Annotated in this window: 20 protein-coding genes; 4 read left to right on the forward strand and 16 right to left on the reverse strand. The window is 29.7% G+C overall.

What is annotated here, in order from left to right; translation table 11 throughout:
* The first annotated feature begins 3 nt into the window (after positions 1-3).
* Entirely contained in the window at positions 4-1,272 is a 1,269-nt protein-coding gene (locus HMPREF0629_RS00665) for an amidohydrolase (protein ID WP_009221445.1), read from the forward strand.
* Positions 1,273-1,310: 38 nt separating this feature from the next.
* Here HMPREF0629_RS00665 and HMPREF0629_RS00670 read toward each other — a convergent pair whose 3' ends face one another.
* The 12 genes from HMPREF0629_RS00670 to HMPREF0629_RS00725 all read right to left on the reverse strand — a co-directional run bounded on the left by HMPREF0629_RS00670 (position 1,311) and on the right by HMPREF0629_RS00725 (position 12,658).
* The gene (locus HMPREF0629_RS00670) at positions 1,311-2,144 is read right to left on the reverse strand and encodes a DnaJ domain-containing protein (protein WP_009221446.1); all 834 of its coding nucleotides are present in this window, start codon (positions 2,142-2,144) and stop codon (positions 1,311-1,313) included.
* The gene (locus HMPREF0629_RS00675) at positions 2,141-2,509 is read right to left on the reverse strand and encodes a metallopeptidase family protein (protein ID WP_009221447.1); all 369 of its coding nucleotides are present in this window, start codon (positions 2,507-2,509) and stop codon (positions 2,141-2,143) included. The genes HMPREF0629_RS00670 and HMPREF0629_RS00675 overlap by 4 nt, the downstream gene beginning before the upstream one ends.
* Positions 2,510-2,521: 12 nt before the next feature.
* Positions 2,522-3,241: a hypothetical protein gene (locus HMPREF0629_RS00680; RefSeq protein ID WP_009221448.1), complete on the reverse strand. Its 720-nt coding sequence runs from the start codon at positions 3,239-3,241 to the stop codon at positions 2,522-2,524.
* Positions 3,231-4,079, reverse strand: coding sequence for a 4-(cytidine 5'-diphospho)-2-C-methyl-D-erythritol kinase (gene ispE, locus HMPREF0629_RS00685; protein WP_009221449.1), 849 nt, complete (start codon positions 4,077-4,079; stop codon positions 3,231-3,233). The genes HMPREF0629_RS00680 and ispE overlap by 11 nt, the downstream gene beginning before the upstream one ends.
* A 74-nt stretch (positions 4,080-4,153) precedes the next feature.
* Positions 4,154-4,408: a Veg family protein gene (locus tag HMPREF0629_RS00690; protein WP_255263838.1), complete on the reverse strand. Its 255-nt coding sequence runs from the start codon at positions 4,406-4,408 to the stop codon at positions 4,154-4,156.
* A gap of 126 nt (positions 4,409-4,534) precedes the next feature.
* Positions 4,535-6,139 (reverse strand): hypothetical protein, encoded by a 1,605-nt coding sequence (locus HMPREF0629_RS07605; RefSeq protein ID WP_009221451.1) that lies wholly within the window; start codon positions 6,137-6,139, stop codon positions 4,535-4,537.
* A gap of 109 nt (positions 6,140-6,248) precedes the next feature.
* Positions 6,249-6,716 (reverse strand): SsrA-binding protein SmpB, encoded by a 468-nt coding sequence (smpB, locus tag HMPREF0629_RS00700; RefSeq protein ID WP_083763136.1) that lies wholly within the window; start codon positions 6,714-6,716, stop codon positions 6,249-6,251.
* A complete protein-coding gene (gene rnr, locus HMPREF0629_RS00705) occupies positions 6,694-8,793 on the reverse strand; it encodes a ribonuclease R (RefSeq protein ID WP_009221453.1) in 2,100 nt (699 codons plus the stop codon). Before rnr ends, smpB begins: the two co-directional genes overlap by 23 nt.
* Positions 8,793-9,962, reverse strand: coding sequence for a D-alanine--D-alanine ligase family protein (locus tag HMPREF0629_RS00710; protein ID WP_009221454.1), 1,170 nt, complete (start codon positions 9,960-9,962; stop codon positions 8,793-8,795). The genes rnr and HMPREF0629_RS00710 overlap by 1 nt, the downstream gene beginning before the upstream one ends.
* Positions 9,963-9,971: 9 nt before the next feature.
* Complete coding sequence (murF, locus tag HMPREF0629_RS00715) at positions 9,972-11,507, reverse strand: UDP-N-acetylmuramoyl-tripeptide--D-alanyl-D-alanine ligase (RefSeq protein ID WP_009221455.1); 1,536 nt, start codon at positions 11,505-11,507, stop codon at positions 9,972-9,974.
* A gap of 8 nt (positions 11,508-11,515) precedes the next feature.
* A complete protein-coding gene (locus HMPREF0629_RS00720; protein WP_009221456.1) occupies positions 11,516-12,283 on the reverse strand; it encodes an alpha/beta fold hydrolase in 768 nt (255 codons plus the stop codon).
* A 15-nt stretch (positions 12,284-12,298) separates the two neighbouring features.
* Entirely contained in the window at positions 12,299-12,658 is a 360-nt protein-coding gene (locus tag HMPREF0629_RS00725; RefSeq protein WP_039856371.1) for a hypothetical protein, read from the reverse strand.
* Between the two features lie 111 nt (positions 12,659-12,769).
* Here HMPREF0629_RS00725 and HMPREF0629_RS00730 point away from each other — a divergent pair, with 111 nt between their 5' ends.
* Positions 12,770-13,012 carry a glutaredoxin gene (locus HMPREF0629_RS00730; protein ID WP_009221458.1) on the forward strand — a complete coding sequence of 81 codons (243 nt, stop codon included), beginning with the start codon at positions 12,770-12,772 and terminating at the stop codon, positions 13,010-13,012.
* A 145-nt stretch (positions 13,013-13,157) separates the two neighbouring features.
* Here the strand turns inward: HMPREF0629_RS00730 and HMPREF0629_RS00735 are convergent, their stop codons facing one another.
* Genes HMPREF0629_RS00735 through HMPREF0629_RS00745 form a run of 3 tightly spaced genes read right to left on the reverse strand, consistent with a single transcriptional unit; the run spans position 13,158 to position 15,419 of the window.
* Entirely contained in the window at positions 13,158-13,856 is a 699-nt protein-coding gene (locus HMPREF0629_RS00735) for a DUF554 domain-containing protein (RefSeq protein ID WP_009221459.1), read from the reverse strand.
* Positions 13,857-13,860: 4 nt separating this feature from the next.
* On the reverse strand, positions 13,861-14,736 hold the full coding sequence (locus tag HMPREF0629_RS00740; protein WP_009221460.1) for a DNA-3-methyladenine glycosylase: 876 nt from the start codon (positions 14,734-14,736) through the stop codon (positions 13,861-13,863).
* A gap of 41 nt (positions 14,737-14,777) precedes the next feature.
* Positions 14,778-15,419 carry a redox-sensing transcriptional repressor Rex gene (locus HMPREF0629_RS00745; protein ID WP_009221461.1) on the reverse strand — a complete coding sequence of 214 codons (642 nt, stop codon included), beginning with the start codon at positions 15,417-15,419 and terminating at the stop codon, positions 14,778-14,780.
* A gap of 88 nt (positions 15,420-15,507) precedes the next feature.
* Here HMPREF0629_RS00745 and HMPREF0629_RS00750 point away from each other — a divergent pair, with 88 nt between their 5' ends.
* Entirely contained in the window at positions 15,508-17,394 is a 1,887-nt protein-coding gene (locus HMPREF0629_RS00750) for an ABC-F family ATP-binding cassette domain-containing protein (RefSeq protein ID WP_009221462.1), read from the forward strand.
* A 422-nt stretch (positions 17,395-17,816) separates the two neighbouring features.
* On the opposite strand, the gene HMPREF0629_RS07610 is transcribed toward HMPREF0629_RS00750, so the two are convergent.
* Positions 17,817-19,271 carry a copper amine oxidase N-terminal domain-containing protein gene (locus HMPREF0629_RS07610; RefSeq protein WP_141553384.1) on the reverse strand — a complete coding sequence of 485 codons (1,455 nt, stop codon included), beginning with the start codon at positions 19,269-19,271 and terminating at the stop codon, positions 17,817-17,819.
* Between the two features lie 497 nt (positions 19,272-19,768).
* On the opposite strand from HMPREF0629_RS07610, the gene HMPREF0629_RS00760 reads away from it, so the two are divergent.
* Entirely contained in the window at positions 19,769-20,482 is a 714-nt protein-coding gene (locus HMPREF0629_RS00760) for a hypothetical protein (RefSeq protein ID WP_009221464.1), read from the forward strand.
* Positions 20,483-20,496: the final 14 nt, after the last annotated feature.

A 20,496-nucleotide genomic window follows, 5' to 3' on the forward strand; every position in this document is an offset into this window, starting at 1 on the left:
AAAATGGAAAAATATATTGAAAATGCAATTGCAAACAGAAGGTTTTTTAGACAAATTGCCGAAACCGGATTTCTTGAAATGCAAACCACAATAGAAATAATAAAACAATTAAAAAATATGGGCTTTAATGTAAAATACGGAAAATCCATTCACTCAAAACGCTTGGGTGTTCCTTCAAATGAAGAACTTAAAAATCATTCCAAGCATATCTTGCTTGATGATGTAGACTTTGATACATCCGAAATCTTTGAAGGGTATACAGGATGTATTGCTGAAATGGTATCGCCTGAAAAAGGTCCAAGTTTCGGATTTAGATTTGACATAGACGCCCTTCCAATTCACGAAACAGAAAATATTGATCATATTCCAAATAAGCTGTCATTTCGTTCAAAAAATGAAAACACATGTCATGCATGCGGCCACGATGGTCATATTGCAATCGGACTTTCGCTTTGCAAATATATTGCAGATAATATAGACAACCTGTCCGGAGCATTTAGAATTATATTTCAACCTGCAGAAGAAGAAGTTCGTGGCGGAAAATCAATTGATGGCGCAGGTGCCACTGATAATTTAGACTATATGATTTCTTCACATATAGGATTAAATCAACCGGATTCTACTATAGGAGTAGGAAGCATAGGTTTTCTTGCTACAAAAAAAATAGATATAACCTTTTACGGAATATCGTCTCATGCTGCGGCAAATCCTCAACTCGGTCGAAATGCATTACTCGGCGCTGCATCTCTTGCACTTACACTTCACAGTTTCGCTCAATATTCAAATGGAATGGCCCGAATAAATGTCGGCACACTCCACTCAGGAAATGCCAGAAATATAATCGCACAAAATAGTTACATGCAAGTTGAAATAAGAGGCGAAAACGAAATCATCTTAAATGATCTATATGACAAGCTAAATAATGCAGTCAAGGGTACTGCCATTAGCTATGGTCTTGAATATAAAATAGAAATCGTCGGAGAAGCCATATGTTTTGAAACTAAATACCCTGAATTTACAAAATATATAAATTCCAAGCTAAATGAAATAGGTTTTAAGACTACGCTCAATCCAAGATTAAATGCTTCTGAAGATGTTAGTTATTTATTAAAAAGTACTGAAGATAAAGGCGGAAAATCAATTCACTTTTTACTCGGTACAACACTTAAAGCTCCTCACCATAATGAAGCATTTGACTATGATGAAGAAGTTTTAACAAGAGGTCTTAATCTTTATATTAAGACGATACACATACTTCTAAATAAAATTTGAATTCAGATATCAAAAAGTTCCGACAATGTCGGAACTTTTTAATTCATAGTTTTATATTTTTGTATGTTGGCATCATTTAAAAACTCGTAGGCACTATTAATTTTTTGAAACATTTCTGTTGCCCCCGGCTCTTTATTGATATCGGGGTGATACATTTTTGCCATCTTTTTGTATGCGAGCTTTATTTCATATTTATCGGCATTATAACCTACTCCTAATGTATTACAAGCTTGCTCATATTGAGACTTAAAAGATGAAGATGTATATCCCTGATAATTTCCTTGATTTTGATATTGTCCGTTATAGCTACCTTGATAATATCCTCCGCCTTGCTGGGCTTGTCTGAAAAATTCCTCAAAATCGCCATAATCTCCGAATGTCCAATAAGTACCTCCACCCATATTCTCAAATCTTTTTTTAAATTCTTCTTCCTCTCTCTTGCGTCTTGCCTCTTCTCTTTTTATTCTTTCTCTTTCCATATCATCTCTATATTTCTTGCCATAATCTTCCATTTTTTCAAATGAAGCTCTTCTGCCAAGCAAATAAAAGTCCGCCTTATCATAAAAATATTCTGTCGCCATATATTTAATATATTTTAAATAGCTAACTGCAATTTTCCCTATAAATGGAACTACAACAGAAAGTATTATTATTGTGAGTATAAACGGATTTGAAAGTAAAAACCCAAAAAATATAGGGTTAAAAATAAAAAGTAATACCAGACAACCACTCATAGAAAGCATCAATCCGATAATCTGTCTGAATGATGAAAAGATGCTGACTAAAAAATTTACAATGTATATAAATCCTTGAAGTATATAATCTATTAATGTACCTATAGCCTTATTAAAATATCCTAAAATTTTATTCATTCTCTCTCCTTATATCTATTTATAAATTCTCTATCTTCAATTTCAAGATCATTTTCTTTTGCAAGCCATTCAAGATGGTGTGTCAATTCATGATGTAAAGTTTCTCTGAGCTTTTCTTTAAGTTCTTCATGTGATAAATACCCATACATATTCATAAATGAACCATAATATATTATAATGCTGTTACCGAGCATGCTGCGTTTATATGCTCCGAGACATATTAAATCATCATTTTTTGACTCCGGATGATAGCAAATATTCTCTTCTATTATTATGCCGCCGTTTAAATACTTAAACATTCTCTGCGGAATTTCATCATATATTTCATTTAAAATATTTTCAACTTCATCTAATCTATCTTCCATCTTTACCTCTGTTTAATTCTCATCTATTAATACTTCTTTTACAGAGCTGAAATCTTCTTTAAAAATTTCTTCACAACTTAAATAAAATCCTCGTCTATATGCACTGACTCTGTATTTTACAGTAGATTTTTCTTCATTATTTTTAAGTACATCTAATTTATTTATCTCTTCCAAAATAAATTCATCTAAAAAATAAAAGTTCTTGTCCGGAAATAATTCATAAAAATATTCTTTTATAAGGCAAAGTGATATATCCATTACAAAGATATTTTTTTCATTTCCAATGTAGCACTTAAGCAATTCTGAAATTATATATCTATTAAAGTCAAAATCATTTATACTGTTTAAAAGTATTTGTACATCTTTTACATTGATTGCAAAGTATTTTTCTTCAAGATAGCTTTTAAAATAAGCATCACTTAAAACAAGTCTATCCCCTGCAGTTTCAAATTTATCATAAAATTCCGCCAATCCATCTGCTATCTTATATCTTACATCTCTATTTATGTTAAGAGCTATTGAAGGGCTTGAAATAATCATAAGTTTAATTATCTTCTGTGCAAAATTTTGAAGCTTATGCGAATTTTCAGCTATTGCATTTTTTCTGAGAGCATATGGATAATTTATGTTATCAATTGTGATTACGAATTTTTCAGATACTTTTTCTCTAAGACTTCGGTATAACTCTATTGTCCCTATTCCATCGCCAATTATAGCAACATTAAATCTCATCTTCTCCTCCAACAGTAACTGCCTTGTAACAATTTTTATATTTCTCAAAAAAATATAAGTAGGCTTTATTTAAAGCAATATCATCATCAAATAATCCAAATACAGTTGAGCCTGATCCGCTCATCAAAGAAGTCGCTCCAAAATTTTCAAGCTCACATTTTATTAAAGCTATATCGGGATGATTTTTAAATACAACTTTTTCCATCTTATTTTCAAGTAATCCCTTAAGCTTTTTTGCACTTTTATATTTCATACTTTCCACTATTTTATCAAAATCTATCCTATTATCTTCAATTGAAATATTTTGATATACACTTTTTGTGAAAATTCCATAATTAGGATTTACAATCAAAACACTTACTCCGTTAAAATCTGTAAGCCTTTCAAGTTTTTCTCCTATTCCGCTTGCAAGCACTGTACCTCCGGTTAACATATACGGAAAATCCGCTCCGATTTTTAAAGACATTTCTCTAAGTTCTTCTATGCTGAGTCCAATATTATACAACTTATTAATTGCCTTTAAAGTTTCCGCTCCATTTCCGCTTCCCCCCGCAAGCCCTGCTGCTATCGGTATGTTTTTTTTCAGAGTAACTTCTATCGGCAGTTCCCGATTTTTATATTCACACATACACTTCCATGCTTTATATATCAAGTTGTCATCATTATTAATACTGCTTACATTCGATTTTAAATTAAACCCTCTATCTATTTTTCTAAATTCAATTTCATCATATAGAGAAATTTTCTGCATTATAGTTTTTATATTATGATATCCGTCTTCTCTTTTTCCTACAACATCTAAAGAAAGATTTATTTTTGCGTATGATTTAGCTTTCATATTGCACCTCATTATTTTAATTATAGCACAACCCCTATTCTTTACATAGGAAAAAAGAGAGCCTTTGCTCTCTTTTAAGAAATTTTCTTTATGTCATTATTTTTTACATCATCCAAAATAATAATCTTGACTGTCTGTGTTAAAACGTCTGAGTAAGTGAATGTAGATGCGGAAAAATCATCACCGTTTTGAATATCAACTAAAAATATACTCGAATACACTGATTTTAAAATACCTTCTTTGGTTGTATATTTTTTTCTTCCGACTTCAGCCTTAACTATGACTTTTTTACCTAAATTCTCTTCCAGCTTATTTTTTATCAGCATCATTTGATTCACAGATATCACCTCTATACTATAATCCAATGACTTATACCATTATAATATAGTCAAGCAAAAAAGTCAAATTTTATATTTTACTATATCATTAAATAATTGTCAATTACTTTTTTCCTATTATTTATTAAGTTCTACACTATTTAATTTATTATTGTCAATTGTATGGTAATACAGTTTATTTCCATCTATGGAAATATTCTGACTTGCATCTGCAGTTTTAAAGACAATCCTTCCAAGTTCATCAAATACCATTATCTTGTTTGAAGAACTGCCTGTATCTGAAAATGTTGCAACAATATATCTGTTATTATTTCCCATTGTTCTTAAATTGGATAAATTATTAGTATCTGCAATCTTATTTTTATTTAAATATAAATATGAGTCGTATCCTCTATAATATATATTTGAGTTTAAAACTGCCATTTTATTTTCAATCATATTTGATGATTTATTTGCATTTATATCTTGTAATATAGTTACATTGTCTCCGTTATCCATATTATAAGTATAAACATTTTTCAAATCTGTGTAGTAAATTAAATTTTTATCTCTGAATATCCCAAATGTATCTGTGGTATTTAATACTTTAGTTGTATTTTTCACAACATCTATCTTAGACAATCTTGTCTTATTTAGATGATTTGAAATTGCATATAAATTTCCATTATACCCTATTAAATTTTCAGAACTATAGTTGATTGCCGAAGATTGTAAATTATTTACTGTAATATATCCATAACTATATCCCTTTTCTCCAACCAACTTATTTGAATAAGTTCCAATTTCATATAAATTCTCAATATTACTTCCCATAAATCTGTCAATGTCAACACAATAATCTCTTCCATATACAGATGCCGAAAAACTCGGATTGTATTTTAGTTCTTCCGCCTTTGATTCTTTTAATTCAAATTGTTTTGAACTCGACATAATCGGACTGTATCCACTTTGATAATATAAAATTAATCTCCCGTTTACATCTCTAATTGTAATATTAATAGAATTGGCATCTAATTTTAAAATTTCTTTTTTCTCATCAAGTCTATCAACCGGAGCCGAATATAATACTCCGTTTAAAGTATAATAAGCTACATTATTTTTAACTGCTATTACATCACTTTTCCCAAGTTTGATTTTTGCCTTATCCTTTGATTCATTTATTGTAAGGTCTCCGGAAATATTACCTATTAAATCTTTAGAGACATCTTTTTCAGAAATATTCTTTGAATTAATAACAAGCCCGTTATTTTTATCAAAGCTATATTCCCAGCCAAACTCATCTACACAAAACCTCCATGTCATAGGAAAATATGTTACATCTCTAAAAACTAATAATGGATATTTTTCTTCATTATTTTTTATTTCTTTTCCGTTCAATCTTACTTTAAATATAGGTTTATCTGCCGATTGACTTTTATCGTTTTTTATTGTGCTTTCATAAAATTCAGCCTTACTGTTTGAATTTATCTTTTCTATTCTAAGTCCTTCACTGTTTGTGTATTTTGTTTCAAGTCCTAAAAATCTTGTTGTGTGATATGTCATCGGAAAGTATGTTACGTCCTTATAGACAATTAACGGATATTTTGAATAGTCATTTTTCATTTCAATTCCGTTTAATTTAACTTTAAATGTCGGGAGCGTTACTTTTTCTTTTGCATATACGCTTGTCGAAATTAACGATAAAAGTAAAGTTAATGTCATCACAGTTTTTATTTTTTTCATAAAATCATCTCCTGTTTTTAATTATATTAATCTTTTAAATTTAAATCAATTACTGTTAATTATAAAAAATAGAGCCGTTTAGGCTCTACTCATATTAGACACAATATTTTTAATATCTTTCCTTAATTGCCTGCTCTATTTTCCGCTGAGCATCTTTTTTTGCCAAGGTTTCTCTTTTATCATATAATTTTTTACCTTTTGCAACGGCAAGTTCAAGTTTAACTCTACCTCTATTCAAATATAACTTAAGCGGAATAAGAGTGTATCCCTTCAAAGTAGTATCTCTTTCAAGACGTCTTATTTCACTCTTGTGAAGTAATAATTTTCTGACTCTAAGCGGATCTACATTAAAAATATTTCCCTGTTCATAAGGACTGATATGCATATTTTCCACAAAAACTTCTCCATTTTTAATTTCCGCATATGCATCTGAAATATTTGCCTTGCCCTTTCTAAGAGATTTTACCTCTGTTCCTCTAAGTTCTATTCCTGTTTCAATTGTATCTTCAATAAAATAATCATGTCTTGCTTTTCTATTCGTAGCTAAGGCATTATCAACACTCTTTGCCATTTTCATCACCTACTATCTCAAAATCGATAGTTCCTCTTGTAATATTTGTATTTACAACTTTTACGGTAATTTTATCTCCTATGTTATAAACTTTTCCTGTATCTCTACCAACTGCAGAATATTCTTCTTCATTATATTCAAAATAATCCGAAAGGCTTTGATAGCTTATAAGCCCTTCAATTGTATTTTCAAGTTGAGCAAACATTCCAAAACTTGTAATAGAAGAAAGGATTGCAGGATATTCTTCTCCTATTCTATCAGACATGTACTCAGCCATCTTAACTGATTCGACCATTCTCTCCGCATCTTGTGCAAGCCTCTCTGTTGCAGATATATGTTTCGCAAAATCCGAAAGTACATTTTCAAAATAGTTTATTCTTCCTGTTGTCAATTTATTTTTTATAGAGTCTTTTATTATTCTGTGTATTGTAAGGTCGGCATATCTTCTTATCGGCGATGTGAAATGCGAATAATATTTTGCCGCAAGTCCGAAATGTATATCATTTTGTTCTGAATATCTCGCCTTTTTCATACTTCTTAAAATTAGAGTACTCACAAATAACTCAAACTCTTTTCCCTTTACTTTTTCTATAAGGCTTTGAACTTCTTTAGAATCCAAATTTTGAGTATTTAATTTCAAGCCTAAATGTCTTAATATTTTATTTAAACTTTCAATTTTCTCCTCATCAGGCTCTTCATGTATTCTATATATAAATGGAAGTTCCATCCAAAAATATTGTTCCGCAACTGTTTCATTGCATAACAGCATAAATTCTTCTATTAATTTATTTGCACTTCTTCTCTCTTCGCGTATTATATCTGTAGGTCGTCCATTATTATCAACTGTTATTTTCGCCTCCGGAAAATCAAAATCAATAGATCCCCTGTCCATTCTTCTTTTTCTAAGTTTAAGAGCAAGTTCATTCATTAAAAGTAAATCATCTTTAATATTTAAAACACTTTCATCTACGATATTTTTTTCTATTAAATCAGAAACATTGTCATAAATTAATCGTTTAGAGGATCTGATAACTGCAGGCACAATCTGATGTTCAATTACTTTAGCATTATTATCCAAATTAATCATAACTGAAAGAGTAAGTCTATCTACCCCTTCATTTAACGAACATATGCCATTTGAAAGTTCTTCAGGCAACATAGGTATTACTTTATCTATAAGATAAACCGAATTTCCTCTTTCGTAAGCATTTTTATCAATTTCATCAGATTCTTTTACATAATGCGATACATCTGCAATATGCACACCGAGTCTATAGCCGCCATTTTCAAGTTTTTCTATTGAAACAGCATCGTCAAAATCTTTTGAATCCGCTCCATCAATTGTAAACGTAGTTATATCTCTTAAATCAAGTCTATCCTTTAAATCTTTTTCAGCTACAAATGTAGGTATTGACTTTGCAAGAGATAATGCAGAATTACTAAACTCCATAGGCAGATTTAAACTTGCTGCAATACTTAAAATATCAACTTCTTTTTCTCCCTCATAACCAAAAATTTTAATTATTTTCCCTTCGGGCTTCTTATTTTTTTCAGGCCATTTTTCAATTTTTACAAGAACTTTTTGTCCATCCTTGGCTCCTAAAAAATCTTTTTTTGAAACAAATATATCAAAGGAAATTTTATTATCATCAGGAACTACAAAACCAAATTTTTGACAATTTTGAAATGTACCGACTACCTTTTCATTAGCTCTTTTTACTATGAGGATTATCTTTCCTTCAATGCTGTCTCCGGCTTTTCTATCAAGAACTTTAACAACTACTTCATCACCATTTAATGCTGAATTCATATTATTTTCAGAAATAAAAACATCTTCATCGTCTTGTAATAAAAATCCGAATCCCTTTTCATTTCCCTGAACTTTTCCATATCTATATCTTTTATTGTCAATAGCAATATATTTATGATCGAGCAAAAACAATAGACCGTCATTTTCAAGTTTTTGAAGTAATTTGTAAAATTCAGATTTTTCTTTATTTTTTATTTCAAAGAGTTTAGCAATTTGCTCTTTTGTCATTGGCGCACGATCTTTTATACTCTCAAAGATTTTTTCTTTTATCATTACAATTTTGCTCCATAAGAAGTTTTTGTCAATAAATCAGAATTATACGATGTTATATTTTCAGATTTTTGTTTGTATCTTATTTTTGAAAGCTCAATAAGTCTTGTAATTAATTCCTTAAACGAAATTCCGCTTTCTTCCCAAAGATAAAATGCTATTGAACCCGGAAGAGTGTTTATTTCATTTACATAAACTTTATCTCCATCAAGTAAAAAATCTATTCTTGCATCTCCCATACCATCTATTGCTCTAAATGCAAGATGTGCATATTTTTCAATTTCAGCTCTTACATCTTCAGGTATATCTGCAGGTAAATTTTTCTTTTTATTTTTCATCCCTTTAGAACCTTTGGAGCCTGCAATATATTTATCTTCATATTTCAACAAATCTTTCCAACCGATAGGCTCTTCACACGCAGAAACAATTATATCTCCCTCATAGCCCATAACTGCAGCATTTATTTCTCTCGGATTTTCAACAGCACGTTCAACTATGATCTTTCTATCATAATGAACTGCAATTTCAACTGCCTCAACAAATTCTTCTCTATTTGTTGCTTTTGATATTCCTACAGAAGAACCTAAATTGGCAGGTTTTACAAATAAACTGTATCCCAATTTTTCAGCTTTTTCTATTATTTCATCTCTGTTTTTCCACTCATCTCGATAAAAATAAAAATACTCTGTCATCGGTATGTTTTCTGATTGAAATACTTTTTTCATTACTACTTTGTCCATACCGACTGCTGCACTCATTACACCACATCCGACATACGGAACTTGAATTAACTCAAGCAAACCTTGAAAACATCCATCTTCACCATATGTTCCATGTAATGCGGGGAATACCGCATCAATTTTAGCATATACTTCTATCCCGAAATTTTCTTTGGAAAAAAGACCCGATTTTTGTATTTTTATAGTATACATATTTGAATCCCCTGTGTATCCTTTAAAAAATACTTCTATCGCCTCAGAAAAATCATTTTTCTTAAATGTTGAAAAATTCTTTAAACAATCTCCTGTTAAAAATTTACCTTCCTTAGTTATATATAATGGAATTGGATTATATTTACTCTTATCCATATTTTCCATTATTTGCATCCCTGTAATTATGGATACCTCATGTTCAACACTTCGTCCCCCGAATACTACTGCTATATTTTCCATCTTTTCCTCCTATTGCTCACTATAATTATCAGGCAAATCATTTTCAAACAAAACCACATCCTTAGGTGCACTTAAATGTCCTAACACCTGTGTAGCTTCATTCAGACTGTTAACTCTAAATACATTTTCCAAATTATATTTCGCATCTTCAAGTCCCCTATAAATCGGAGCAGTCCTCTTTTTCCCAACAAGTATTACAAAATCACATGTTTTTGCGATTTCAAAACCTATCTTATAATTTTCTTCTTCTTCCATATCTCCAAGTTCTACCATTCCCGGAGTTATTATAATTTTTCTGCCATCTTTAAACTCGGAAATTACATCAAGTGCCGCTCTAAATCCAATCGGATTTGAATTGAAAGCATCATCAATTACTATTACTCCTGAATTTGAATTTACAATATTGAGCCTATGTTCAACCGGTTCAACTTTTTTCATTCCGTTTGCTATTTGTTCCAATGATAGTCCAAGAATATATGCACTCGATGCAGCTGCAAGTAAGTTTGAAATATTATGCACTCCTAAAAGTTTACTCTCACACTCAATCTCTCCAAGTTCTCTTATGTGTAAAATAAATTTAGATCCCATTTCATCTACACTAATATCGGTTGCATATACATCAAGTTTCTCTACATCTTTAATTCCATACCTTATTGTCTTTATTTCAGTCTTATCTGCAAGAGGCTTTACATAGTCATTATCATAATTAAAAATTGCAACTCCATTTTCAGGTAACATCTCTATTAATTCATACTTGGTATTTTGAATATTATCTATCGTCTTGAAAAGATGCATATGTGTAGGTCCTATTGCTGTAATTATTCCTATATTAGGTTGAACCAATGCTGCTACTTCTTCAATTTCTCCTCTTTTCTTCGCACCAAGTTCTGCTATAAATACCTCCGTAGTATTTTCAAGCTCATTATTTATTATTTTTGAAAGTCCCATTGGGGTATTAAATGATGAAGGAGTATTTTTAACTCTAAGCCCTTCAGATAATATTGTGTTTGAAATAAATTTAACTGATGTTTTACCAAATGAACCTGTTATTCCAAGTACTTTAAGGTCATAATTTTCTTTATAATTTCTAATCTTTTCCTGGGCCTGTTTATAAAATCCCATATTTATTTCCAACTCTTTCGGTATTGCAAACTTGTTCGAAACTACAATCAACTTATATTGATAAAAATACAGCAGAAATCCTGTTATCAAAAGAAATATAACTAAAAATGCAATATTATCAAAAAATAAATAGATTATATCTGCTACTATACAAATAATAAAAACTATAATAATATTTACCAGCTCATGCTTTTTCATAAGCCTTTTCGCCCTATCAGTCCAAACAAGAGGACTTTTTTCTTCATCTTGCTTTTTATACCAGAGTTTTGTCACTTTATCTTTATTCTCTGAAATCCACTTTAAATATTCATCATTTTCATATCCTTCAAGCTGTAGCATATGAATCGGATAATTACTTCTTATTATTGAAAAATAAAGTGTAACAAAAATAACTAAAAATTTAATCAAAAAAATATATAACATAAATTCTCCTATCTTAAAAATGAATTTATAATTGCACTAAACGTAGAGTAATCATCTATATAACTAAAATGTCCTGCCCCTTTTAAAACTACAAGTCCGCTATCTTTTATTTTACTTTCAAAAACCTTTGCCATATATAGCGGAGTAGCATCGTCGTTCTCTCCCCAAACTAATAAAGTCGGCGCAATAATTTTATCAAAATACTGTGTTGTAGCTTCATTCACAACCTTGACAAAAGTTTTTCTCATAATTCCCTTAGAATTTTGATAGTCATCAGAACCAAATTTTTCATAAAATTTTTTTAATACCTCTTCCCTATCCTTGAAAAAATTTAATTTTGTATAAATTCCCCTTAAAAATTTAAAGCTGTATACTTTTAAATAATATTTTAAAGTTCTCTTCGGGATTACACCGGATGCATCAACTAAAACAAGTTTATTTACTCTTTCAGGATGTTTAGCCGCAAAGATACTAAGTGTCTTACCTCCAAATGAATGTCCTATAAAAGTAGCCTTATCTATATTTTTAAGCCTTAAAAATTCAACCAGATACCTTTCATAATCTTCGGTAGAAAGAGCATCTTTAGGCTCTTCACTGTCTCCAAATCCGGCTGCGTCATAAGCATATACTTTGAATTTTTTTGGAGCACAATTTACTATCGGCATAATTGACTCAATATTTGCCCCCCATCCGTGAAGTATTACAAGAGGTTCTCCTTCTCCAATCTCAATATAGCTAAGAAGAGTATCAAATACTTTAATCTTTTCTTTTTCCATTTATCCTCCAAGAAATTATTTTAAATCTCTTTCATCAATATATATCACAGACTCATCAGGTTTATATTCATCAAATTTTTCACTTTTAACATTGTTAAAAACTGTAGAAAGCTTTGTCTTTAACGCCTCTATTTTGGATATAGAAATATCTATTTTATCCATTATATTATCTATATAATTTGAATTTCCATCTGAAAGTCTTTTGTTAATTTTATAAAATTCTCTTCCCAACTCTTCATAAGACTTGTTTAAGCGTCTTTCTTCTTTTGCTATTTCAATCTTAATAAGAGTTTGTCTTTTTATTTCCTTAGAATTTTCTCTAATCTTTTTAGTAACATCACTAAAATTATTTGCAAAGTCATCAAATAAATTCATATAATTCACCTCTAATCTATGTTATTATATCAAAAACTACATAGTTTTTAAATGATTGAACGTATTGTTATGGGGTAAATAATTCATAAGAATTAAAATTTAGGAGGATTTATGGAAAATTTAAGATTATTTACAGGAACATGGTGTCCATTTTGTAAGAGAGTAGAATTTTTTATAAGTAAAAATAATATTTCAGATATCGAAATTATAAACATTGATAAAGATAAAGATGCAAGAGATTATCTTATAGAAAAAGGTGGAATGAGACAAGTGCCATGTCTTTTTATCGGAGAAAAACCCATGTATGAATCACGTGATATTATAAATTATTTAAAAGATAGATATGAAAAGTAATTATACATCTTCAGATTATCATATATGAATTATAAAATAAAATCCGAATAATAATCGTCATGATAACAAGTATAAAATCGTCAAACAATATAATTATATTTTATCTGAACTTATAAAAAGAGAGTACTGAATGTACTCTCTTCTATTATTTAATTAAATTTAAAAGTATCTCGTAAACGATGGGAATTAATATTGCCGGCATCATATTCGATGTTTTTATTTCCTTTATTTTTAACATATCTATTCCTATTGCCATAATCAATATACCCCCAACTCCTGATATATTTGCAACTATTGTAGGTGTGAAAAACGACTGAAGTGAACCTGCAAATAATGCTATTGCTCCTTCATATAAAAATACTACTATACCGGAAAACAATACACCTATTCCGTACATAGATGATAAAACCACTGCCGTAACTCCATCTATTATTGATTTTGCAAACAATACGGAATAATTTTTAGAAACTCCTGCCGCTATTGAACCCAGTATTGCCATACTTCCCATTGCAAATAATATGGACCCCGTTATAAATCCTTCAACAAATTTAGATGAAGTATCATTTCTATTTTTCATAACTAAATTTCTAACTTTATCACCAAATAAATAAAGCTTATCTTCTATTCCTATCGCATCTCCTATTATAACTCCAATTATACATGAAAGTACAACAAGAGTTACATTTTCTCCCGATAGCGAAGTTGAAACTCCTATGAAAAAAATACATATAGCTAATATATCCATTAACTGGTCCTGAAGTTCAGTTCTAAATTTTCCTCCGACAAACTTCCCGAATATTGAGCATATAATTATTGCTATTCCGTTTACAAGTGCTGCTATCATTTACTCACCTTCCAAGTTGATTCTCTCTGCCATAGAAAAATAAATATTGCTGAGCAAATCCGGCATTCTTTCCAAAAATTCTCCTACCTTCATCAGCGATTTTATTTTTGTTTGTACTCTTCTTTAAGTATAGTTCTTCCATTACCCTCTTTATCCAAACGTCAACAGGAAATGACTCTTGTCTTTTAAATGCAAACAAAAGCACACAATCCGCAACTTTCGGACCTACACCCGGAAGTTTCATAAGCTCTTCTCTAGCCATCTCAATCGGACAATCATATAAGAGTCCAATATCTATCTCTCTATCTCTAATCATCTTTGATGCTTTTACTATTCTCTCATCCCTGAAACCGACCTTAGCAAATTCTCTTAAATCTTTCGGATCTGCCAAAGCTAATTTATCTGCACTCGGAAAATTATAATACTCTTCTCCGAGATACTCTCCGATTTTTTCCCCATACATTTGAGAAATCTTTTCTATCGACTTTTTTATTCTTGGAATTTGATTATTTGCAGAAATTATAAATGTTATTATTGTTTCAAACGGATCCTGATTTAAAATCCTAATTCCATTCCCATACTCAAGTGCAGCTCTTAATATTTCATCAAACGACAGCTCTTCCCTAAGTGAAAAATAATCTCTATTCAAATCAAAATAATCCACCCAAAGTTCATTAAATTCTTCAATAGAAGTATTTTTTAAAATTACATCTTCACCGATTTTAGATATATTTAATATTTTACCAAATGCAATATTTGTAAAAGATAAATCTTGTTCTTCTTTCCATCTGAATGCTTGACCGCATTTAAATATATGAGCGGGTTCAAAGAAAGATAAATCTTTTATTATCAATTCATTTTTTTTAATCTCTATATTCATTTCATTACCTTTTAATTAAATTAGAGGTACATTTAGCACCTCTATTTTAAACTATTTTCTTTTAAATAATATGATAATTTTAAAAGAGAATCATTAAGTCTTACATTTTCAATTACCACATCATCGGGAACACTTATATCTATAGGTGCAAAATTCCATATACCTTTTATTTTATAGCTTATAAGATCATTTATTACTTCAACTGCATGATCTTTAGGTACTGTTATTATAGCAACATCTATCTTATTCGTTCTTACATATTCCTCTAAATCATCAGCATCCAATATCGGTATTGAATCTATATCATTTCCGACAATGTCTTTATCGGAATCAAAAAGCGCCTGAATTTTGAAACCGCTTTTTCTGAAACCGCTATATCTTGCAATTGCAGAACCTAATCTACCTGCTCCTATGACTATAGTTTTATAGATATGATCCATTCCAAGAATATTTCCAATCTCATCTCTTAAATCAGAAACATTATATCCATATCCTTGCTGACCGAAACCGCCGAAATTATTTAAGTCCTGTCTTATCTGAGATGCTGTAAAGCCTGTTAAATTACTAAGTTCAGATGATGATATTCTCTCTATTTTTTTATCTAAAATTTCCGTTAAATATCTATGATATATAGGTAATCTTCTAATTACAGTTTCCGAAACTCTGTTAACCCTATTTGCCACCTGCACACCTCCTATATTTTTCACATAGTATTATATCAATCTTTTATTAATTTGTAAATTTTGATACAATAAAATTCCGAGGTGAATTATGTTATTAAGTATATCTAATTTAAATAAGTCATACATAACCGACTTAATTTTGGAAAATGTAAATTTAATAGTGGAAGACAGAGATAAAATAGGTCTTATCGGAAATAACGGAAGCGGTAAAACAACTTTGTTTAATATAATTACAGATGAAATTTCTAAGGATAGCGGAAATATTTTTATACCTAAAAATTTAAAGATAGGCTATTTAAAACAACACCTACAAAGCACCGGTCAAAACTCCATATATGCTGAATGTGAAAAAGAATTTGAATATTTAATAAAAATAGAGAAAGAACTCAGAGATTTGGAAATCAAAATTTCAAATCCTGACAGCCTAAATTTTGATGAAGATGTAAACAGGTATGGTATACTACAAGAAAAATTTTCAGAGCTTGACGGCTATTCATATCCGTCTAAAATACGTGGCACATTGATAGGATTGGGCTTTACAACAGAAGATTTTGACAAAAATGTAGATGAACTTTCAGGAGGGCAAAAATCAAGGTTATCTCTTGCAAAGCTACTTTTAAGTGAACCTGACTTATTGTTACTTGACGAGCCTACAAACCACTTAGATATCAATGCAATATCATGGCTCGAAAAATATCTCAAAGACTTTAAAGGTGCTATGATTATAATATCTCATGATAGATATTTCTTAGATAATGTCGTAAATAAAATAGCACTTCTTGAACACAATACTGTAACAACATTTAAAGGCAATTATTCCGTATATGTAAAACAGCGTAAAATCCAACTCGAACTTCTAAAAAAACAATTTGAAGATCAACAAAAAGAAATTAAACGTCAGGAAGAAATAATAGAAAGATACCTTTCTCTTGGAAGAGACAGATTTATAAGGCAGGGAAAATCAAGACAAAAACTGCTTGATAAAATGAAAAAACTTCCTCCACCGCAAGATATTAAAAAAACATCTTTTAGATTTTCACCAAAATATGAATCCGGACGAGAGGTTTTAAAAGTCGAAGAACTTTCTAAATCTTATAACTCAACAAAAATTTTTGAAAATATAAATTTCAATGTATACAAGCAAGATAAAATCGGTCTTATCGGTTCAAATGGTGTCGGTAAATCAACTCTTTTCAAAATACTGACAGGGAAAATAGATTCTTATAACGGAAAATTTAATTTTGGTGCAAAAGTCAGCACTGCATACTTTGACCAAGAAATGGAAAATCTAAATTCTCAAAATACAGTTATTGATGAAATATGGGATGAATATCCGCATCTAAATCACTATGAAATTCGCTCATATCTTGCAAAATTTTTGTTTATAGGTGATGATGTTTTTAAGCTCATTGATGATTTGTCCGGCGGAGAAAAGGGGCGCATATCCCTGCTTAAAATAATGCTTAAAGGGGCAAATCTGTTGTTCCTTGATGAACCTACAAATCATCTTGACATTGATTCAAAGGAAGCATTAGAAGAAGCTTTAAGTTTATATGATGGAACAATTTTAGCAATATCACATGATAGATATTTTTTAAACTCAGTTTGCAATAAAATATTTGCAATGTCTGAAAACGGAATAGATGAATATCTGGGAAATTATAATTACTACTTAGAAAAAACCTCTCCCATAACAGACGATGAAGAAAAATATATTTCAAAAACTGAACTTAATAATATTAAAAAACTTGAAAAACAAAAAAATGAACAGCTGAAAAAAGAAAAAGCCAAACGTAAAAATCTTGAAGAAGCAATCCATAAAATTGAATCTGAAATAAATGAAATTGATATCGAACTATCTGTCCCCGAAATATATAATAACATAGAAAAAGTTCAAAAATTATCTCAAACAAGAAATGTCAAAAATGAAGAACTTGAAAATTTATATGAAGCTTGGTTTGAAATGGAGAACTGATTCTTCATTTCAAACTGCCCCTAAGTTATGTAATCCAATTTTGGTTTAATATTATATCCAATAAATATCTACAGCTATGTATTTAGATTTAATTTTTATGTTAATAAATTTATTAACCCGGCAATTTATTCACAGGTTTAACATAGCTAAACATCTCATTATCATCTACAATATCATTCATAATATAAGTTTTTCTGTAATTAAAGCCATTTTACTCGTTTTTTATATATCCCCAGTTCTTATTTCCTCTTAATGCACTTATTTACTTTATCCCCAAAGTTATACACATTATCCACAAAATTAAGAACAAATTTTTTGTGGAAATTTTTTAATTGATTTACAAAAATGTCTTTATACATATACTTTTTATTTATATTTTAAAAGCTCTCAGTTCTAAACCGAGAGCTTTTAAAATAAACTTTTTAATTTTTAGAGTCACCTTTAATTTTATTTGCTAACTCTTCATCGCTAATATTGTAAATATCAATTAAGTATAATCCTTTTGTAGAATTATCAAACTTAACCTTGTAACCTAAATTTTCAGATACAAATCTTAAAGGAATCATAGTTCTGTCATTAAGAATTTGTGCCGGAACATCCATTTCGACTTTCTTTCCGTCCACTACCGCTGTTTTGTTTCCAATTTCAAGAATGATTTCTTTACCGTCTTTTACAGCTGTAACTTTTTTAGTTACTGCGTCCCATTTAACTTCAGCACCCATTTTTTCAAGTAATGCTCTAAATGGCACTAATGTTCTGTCATTTTTTATAACAGGCTCTTGATCTTCAAATTCAATCATTTCTCCATTATAAGCAACTAATATAGCAGTTTCTTTGCTTTCAGGCATAAATAAGTTCACATATTCTTCCATAGTCATATTTTTAACTGATGTAGGAATAGCTATATTTACACTTTCAAGTTTTGTGTCTGTCTCCTGTATTTTCATTTCCATCTTCATTACTTTATCAATGTTAAATGTAATGTCATAATTTTGAACAAATGAATTTTCCTTAAATTCTACATTATATTTAACTTTTGAACCTTTTAATGTTTCCTTAACTTGTTCTGCGGATTTTTCAAATTCATCTTTTTTAAATTCAGACATTCCCTTGTTAAGGTCTTCCTTAACTACTTTAATTCCCATCTTATTTAATACAGGAGTTAAAGTAGGTTCAGTTTTTTCCCAATTTTTGGCTATTGTACTTGCAACATTAACCGCCTCTTTTGTAAGTTCGTCGATAGTTGCCTCATAGCTGAATTTGTTTCCTTCAACCTTAAAATCAACAACAGGTTTATAATCTGCGAATGCTGCATCAAAAATTTTCATAACATCAGATTTAAATTCAGCACTTTGTAGATATTTCATATCCATATTTCCTGTATTAGCTTTTTCTGATGCGGCAACCGGAATTGGTGCAGTTGCAAATTGAGTATCAAGAGCAATATATTCTTCTTTAGCTTCTTTTATTGCCTTCGGAACATCATCTCCAAGAAGTTTGATAAAAACCTCTTTTGCAATATAAACTTTCTTACCGTCTGTTACAACTTTAAATTCTATGCTGTCAGGAACAGATTTAACATCTTCTCCCTCTTTAGCTGCCAATTCCTTAATTGACTTAACGTTTAAATTCATTACTAATTCAGCCATATCTTTTGAGCTTTTTCCTTTGATAGTCATAGGAACTGAAAATGTCATAGTACCATTTTTTTCATCTTGCATAGATACTTTCATCTCAGCTTTTGCATCTACGTCATAACCCTTCCACTCAGCTACTTTATTTGCTTCAGCAACATATGCCTTCATGTTTGGAGTACATGCTACTAAAGAAAACATCATAGCTAAAATCATAATTAATGATAAAATTTTCTTCTTCATAATCAATAATTCCCTCCTCAAAATTTTATTACACTAAATTATATACCTATAGGCCGTATTTGAAAAGTTAATTTTGTAATATTTAGATATATTTTAACCTTTTATATTAATAATTTAAGTATAAAAAATCCGACAAAATATGTCGGACTAAATTTAATATTAAGTTTTTTTAGATCACAATATTTTTATATAAACATAAGTGTTTCAGCTTTTAGTATTTAACTACTTCAATCTTATTTTATTGTGATTGTCTGCTCGCCTTTTCTCTTTCAAAAAGGCTTTTATTCTGTATTTTCAATGGAATCACCATACCTTAAATTCTAAAGCAATGTCTTACTTAAAATCTTCATTGGTATCACGCTTTCTTTTGTCTACACAATTTTCATTCACAAGTGTTATTATCATAATACCCCATTAAATCAATTTTAAACTAAATTATCATTTTTTCTCATTATTTTTTTAAAATATATGTTATAATTTCATAGTGGAGGTGCAAAATGAAGAACGAAAACGTAAAAATGGGTGCAACTATTTTAATATCAGCTATTTTACCTATGTATTGCCAATTTACTATGGGAGATAGTGCTTTTATAAAGGGCTCCGGAATGTTTGTAGGATTCTGGGTTATAATGAATTATCTATTTTTATCAACTGTGATTGAATTATTTTCAAATTATAGCAAAATGTTTAAATTAAAAAAACTTGTAATATCAAAAACTACTTTCATAATGAATTTATTTGTCTACATAGCATTTTTAATTTATATTAACTGTTACTTTATACAGCAATTATATATCCGAGATAATTCAGCTTTAAATACAGTTGCAAGACCTATTGTAGTTATAATTATACTAATGACATTTATAATTAATCTTTTATGTGGTGTATTCCCTAAAAAAGAAGGTTCTGAAAATATAAATGTGTATTCTATCAGCAATACAAATTCTTTTAAATACGGCAGAGAAATGTTCGGAACTGTGATAGGCAGTTTTGAAGATGGAATTGTATTTGGAAATCTACCTATAAAATACTCTGATTTCAAATCAATTTATTATGATAAAAAACCGAATGCTTTAGTATTAAAGGGGAAAAATGAAAACGGAAATTTCAGAATTTCAATTAGTGCTGTAAAAAGTATGTACAATACAATAAGCTTAATTGATGAAGCTGTTTTAGCTGAAAAAATTGATAAAAATATCATAAATATATAAAGCTATTGTCGAAA

Source organism: Peptoniphilus sp. oral taxon 386 str. F0131, from assembly GCF_000090945.1.
Classification (GTDB): Bacteria; Bacillota; Clostridia; order Tissierellales; family Peptoniphilaceae; genus Anaerosphaera; species Anaerosphaera mikwangii.

What these genes read in the sequence shown, in the direction of transcription:
- smpB (WP_083763136.1), bottom strand. Translation starts at nt 6,716, where the DNA reads ATGAAAATGGCAAAGAGTGTTGATAATGCCTTAGCTACGAATAGAAAA.
- HMPREF0629_RS00760 (WP_009221464.1), top strand. Translation starts at nt 19,769, where the DNA reads ATGAAGAACGAAAACGTAAAAATGGGTGCAACTATTTTAATATCAGCT.
- HMPREF0629_RS00675 (WP_009221447.1), bottom strand. Translation starts at nt 2,509, where the DNA reads ATGGAAGATAGATTAGATGAAGTTGAAAATATTTTAAATGAAATATAT.
- HMPREF0629_RS00730 (WP_009221458.1), top strand. Translation starts at nt 12,770, where the DNA reads ATGGAAAATTTAAGATTATTTACAGGAACATGGTGTCCATTTTGTAAG.
- HMPREF0629_RS00710 (WP_009221454.1), bottom strand. Translation starts at nt 9,962, where the DNA reads ATGGAAAATATAGCAGTAGTATTCGGGGGACGAAGTGTTGAACATGAG.
- HMPREF0629_RS00680 (WP_009221448.1), bottom strand. Translation starts at nt 3,241, where the DNA reads ATGAGATTTAATGTTGCTATAATTGGCGATGGAATAGGGACAATAGAG.
- HMPREF0629_RS00750 (WP_009221462.1), top strand. Translation starts at nt 15,508, where the DNA reads ATGTTATTAAGTATATCTAATTTAAATAAGTCATACATAACCGACTTA.
- HMPREF0629_RS00725 (WP_039856371.1), bottom strand. Translation starts at nt 12,658, where the DNA reads ATGAATTTATTTGATGACTTTGCAAATAATTTTAGTGATGTTACTAAA.
- rnr (WP_009221453.1), bottom strand. Translation starts at nt 8,793, where the DNA reads ATGATAAAAGAAAAAATCTTTGAGAGTATAAAAGATCGTGCGCCAATG.
- ispE (WP_009221449.1), bottom strand. Translation starts at nt 4,079, where the DNA reads ATGAAAGCTAAATCATACGCAAAAATAAATCTTTCTTTAGATGTTGTA.
- HMPREF0629_RS00670 (WP_009221446.1), bottom strand. Translation starts at nt 2,144, where the DNA reads ATGAATAAAATTTTAGGATATTTTAATAAGGCTATAGGTACATTAATA.
- HMPREF0629_RS00740 (WP_009221460.1), bottom strand. Translation starts at nt 14,736, where the DNA reads ATGAATATAGAGATTAAAAAAAATGAATTGATAATAAAAGATTTATCT.
- murF (WP_009221455.1), bottom strand. Translation starts at nt 11,507, where the DNA reads ATGTTATATATTTTTTTGATTAAATTTTTAGTTATTTTTGTTACACTT.
- HMPREF0629_RS07605 (WP_009221451.1), bottom strand. Translation starts at nt 6,139, where the DNA reads ATGAAAAAAATAAAAACTGTGATGACATTAACTTTACTTTTATCGTTA.
- HMPREF0629_RS00690 (WP_255263838.1), bottom strand. Translation starts at nt 4,408, where the DNA reads ATGATGCTGATAAAAAATAAGCTGGAAGAGAATTTAGGTAAAAAAGTC.
- HMPREF0629_RS00735 (WP_009221459.1), bottom strand. Translation starts at nt 13,856, where the DNA reads ATGATAGCAGCACTTGTAAACGGAATAGCAATAATTATATGCTCAATA.
- HMPREF0629_RS07610 (WP_141553384.1), bottom strand. Translation starts at nt 19,271, where the DNA reads ATGAAGAAGAAAATTTTATCATTAATTATGATTTTAGCTATGATGTTT.
- HMPREF0629_RS00665 (WP_009221445.1), top strand. Translation starts at nt 4, where the DNA reads ATGGAAAAATATATTGAAAATGCAATTGCAAACAGAAGGTTTTTTAGA.
- HMPREF0629_RS00720 (WP_009221456.1), bottom strand. Translation starts at nt 12,283, where the DNA reads ATGGAAAAAGAAAAGATTAAAGTATTTGATACTCTTCTTAGCTATATT.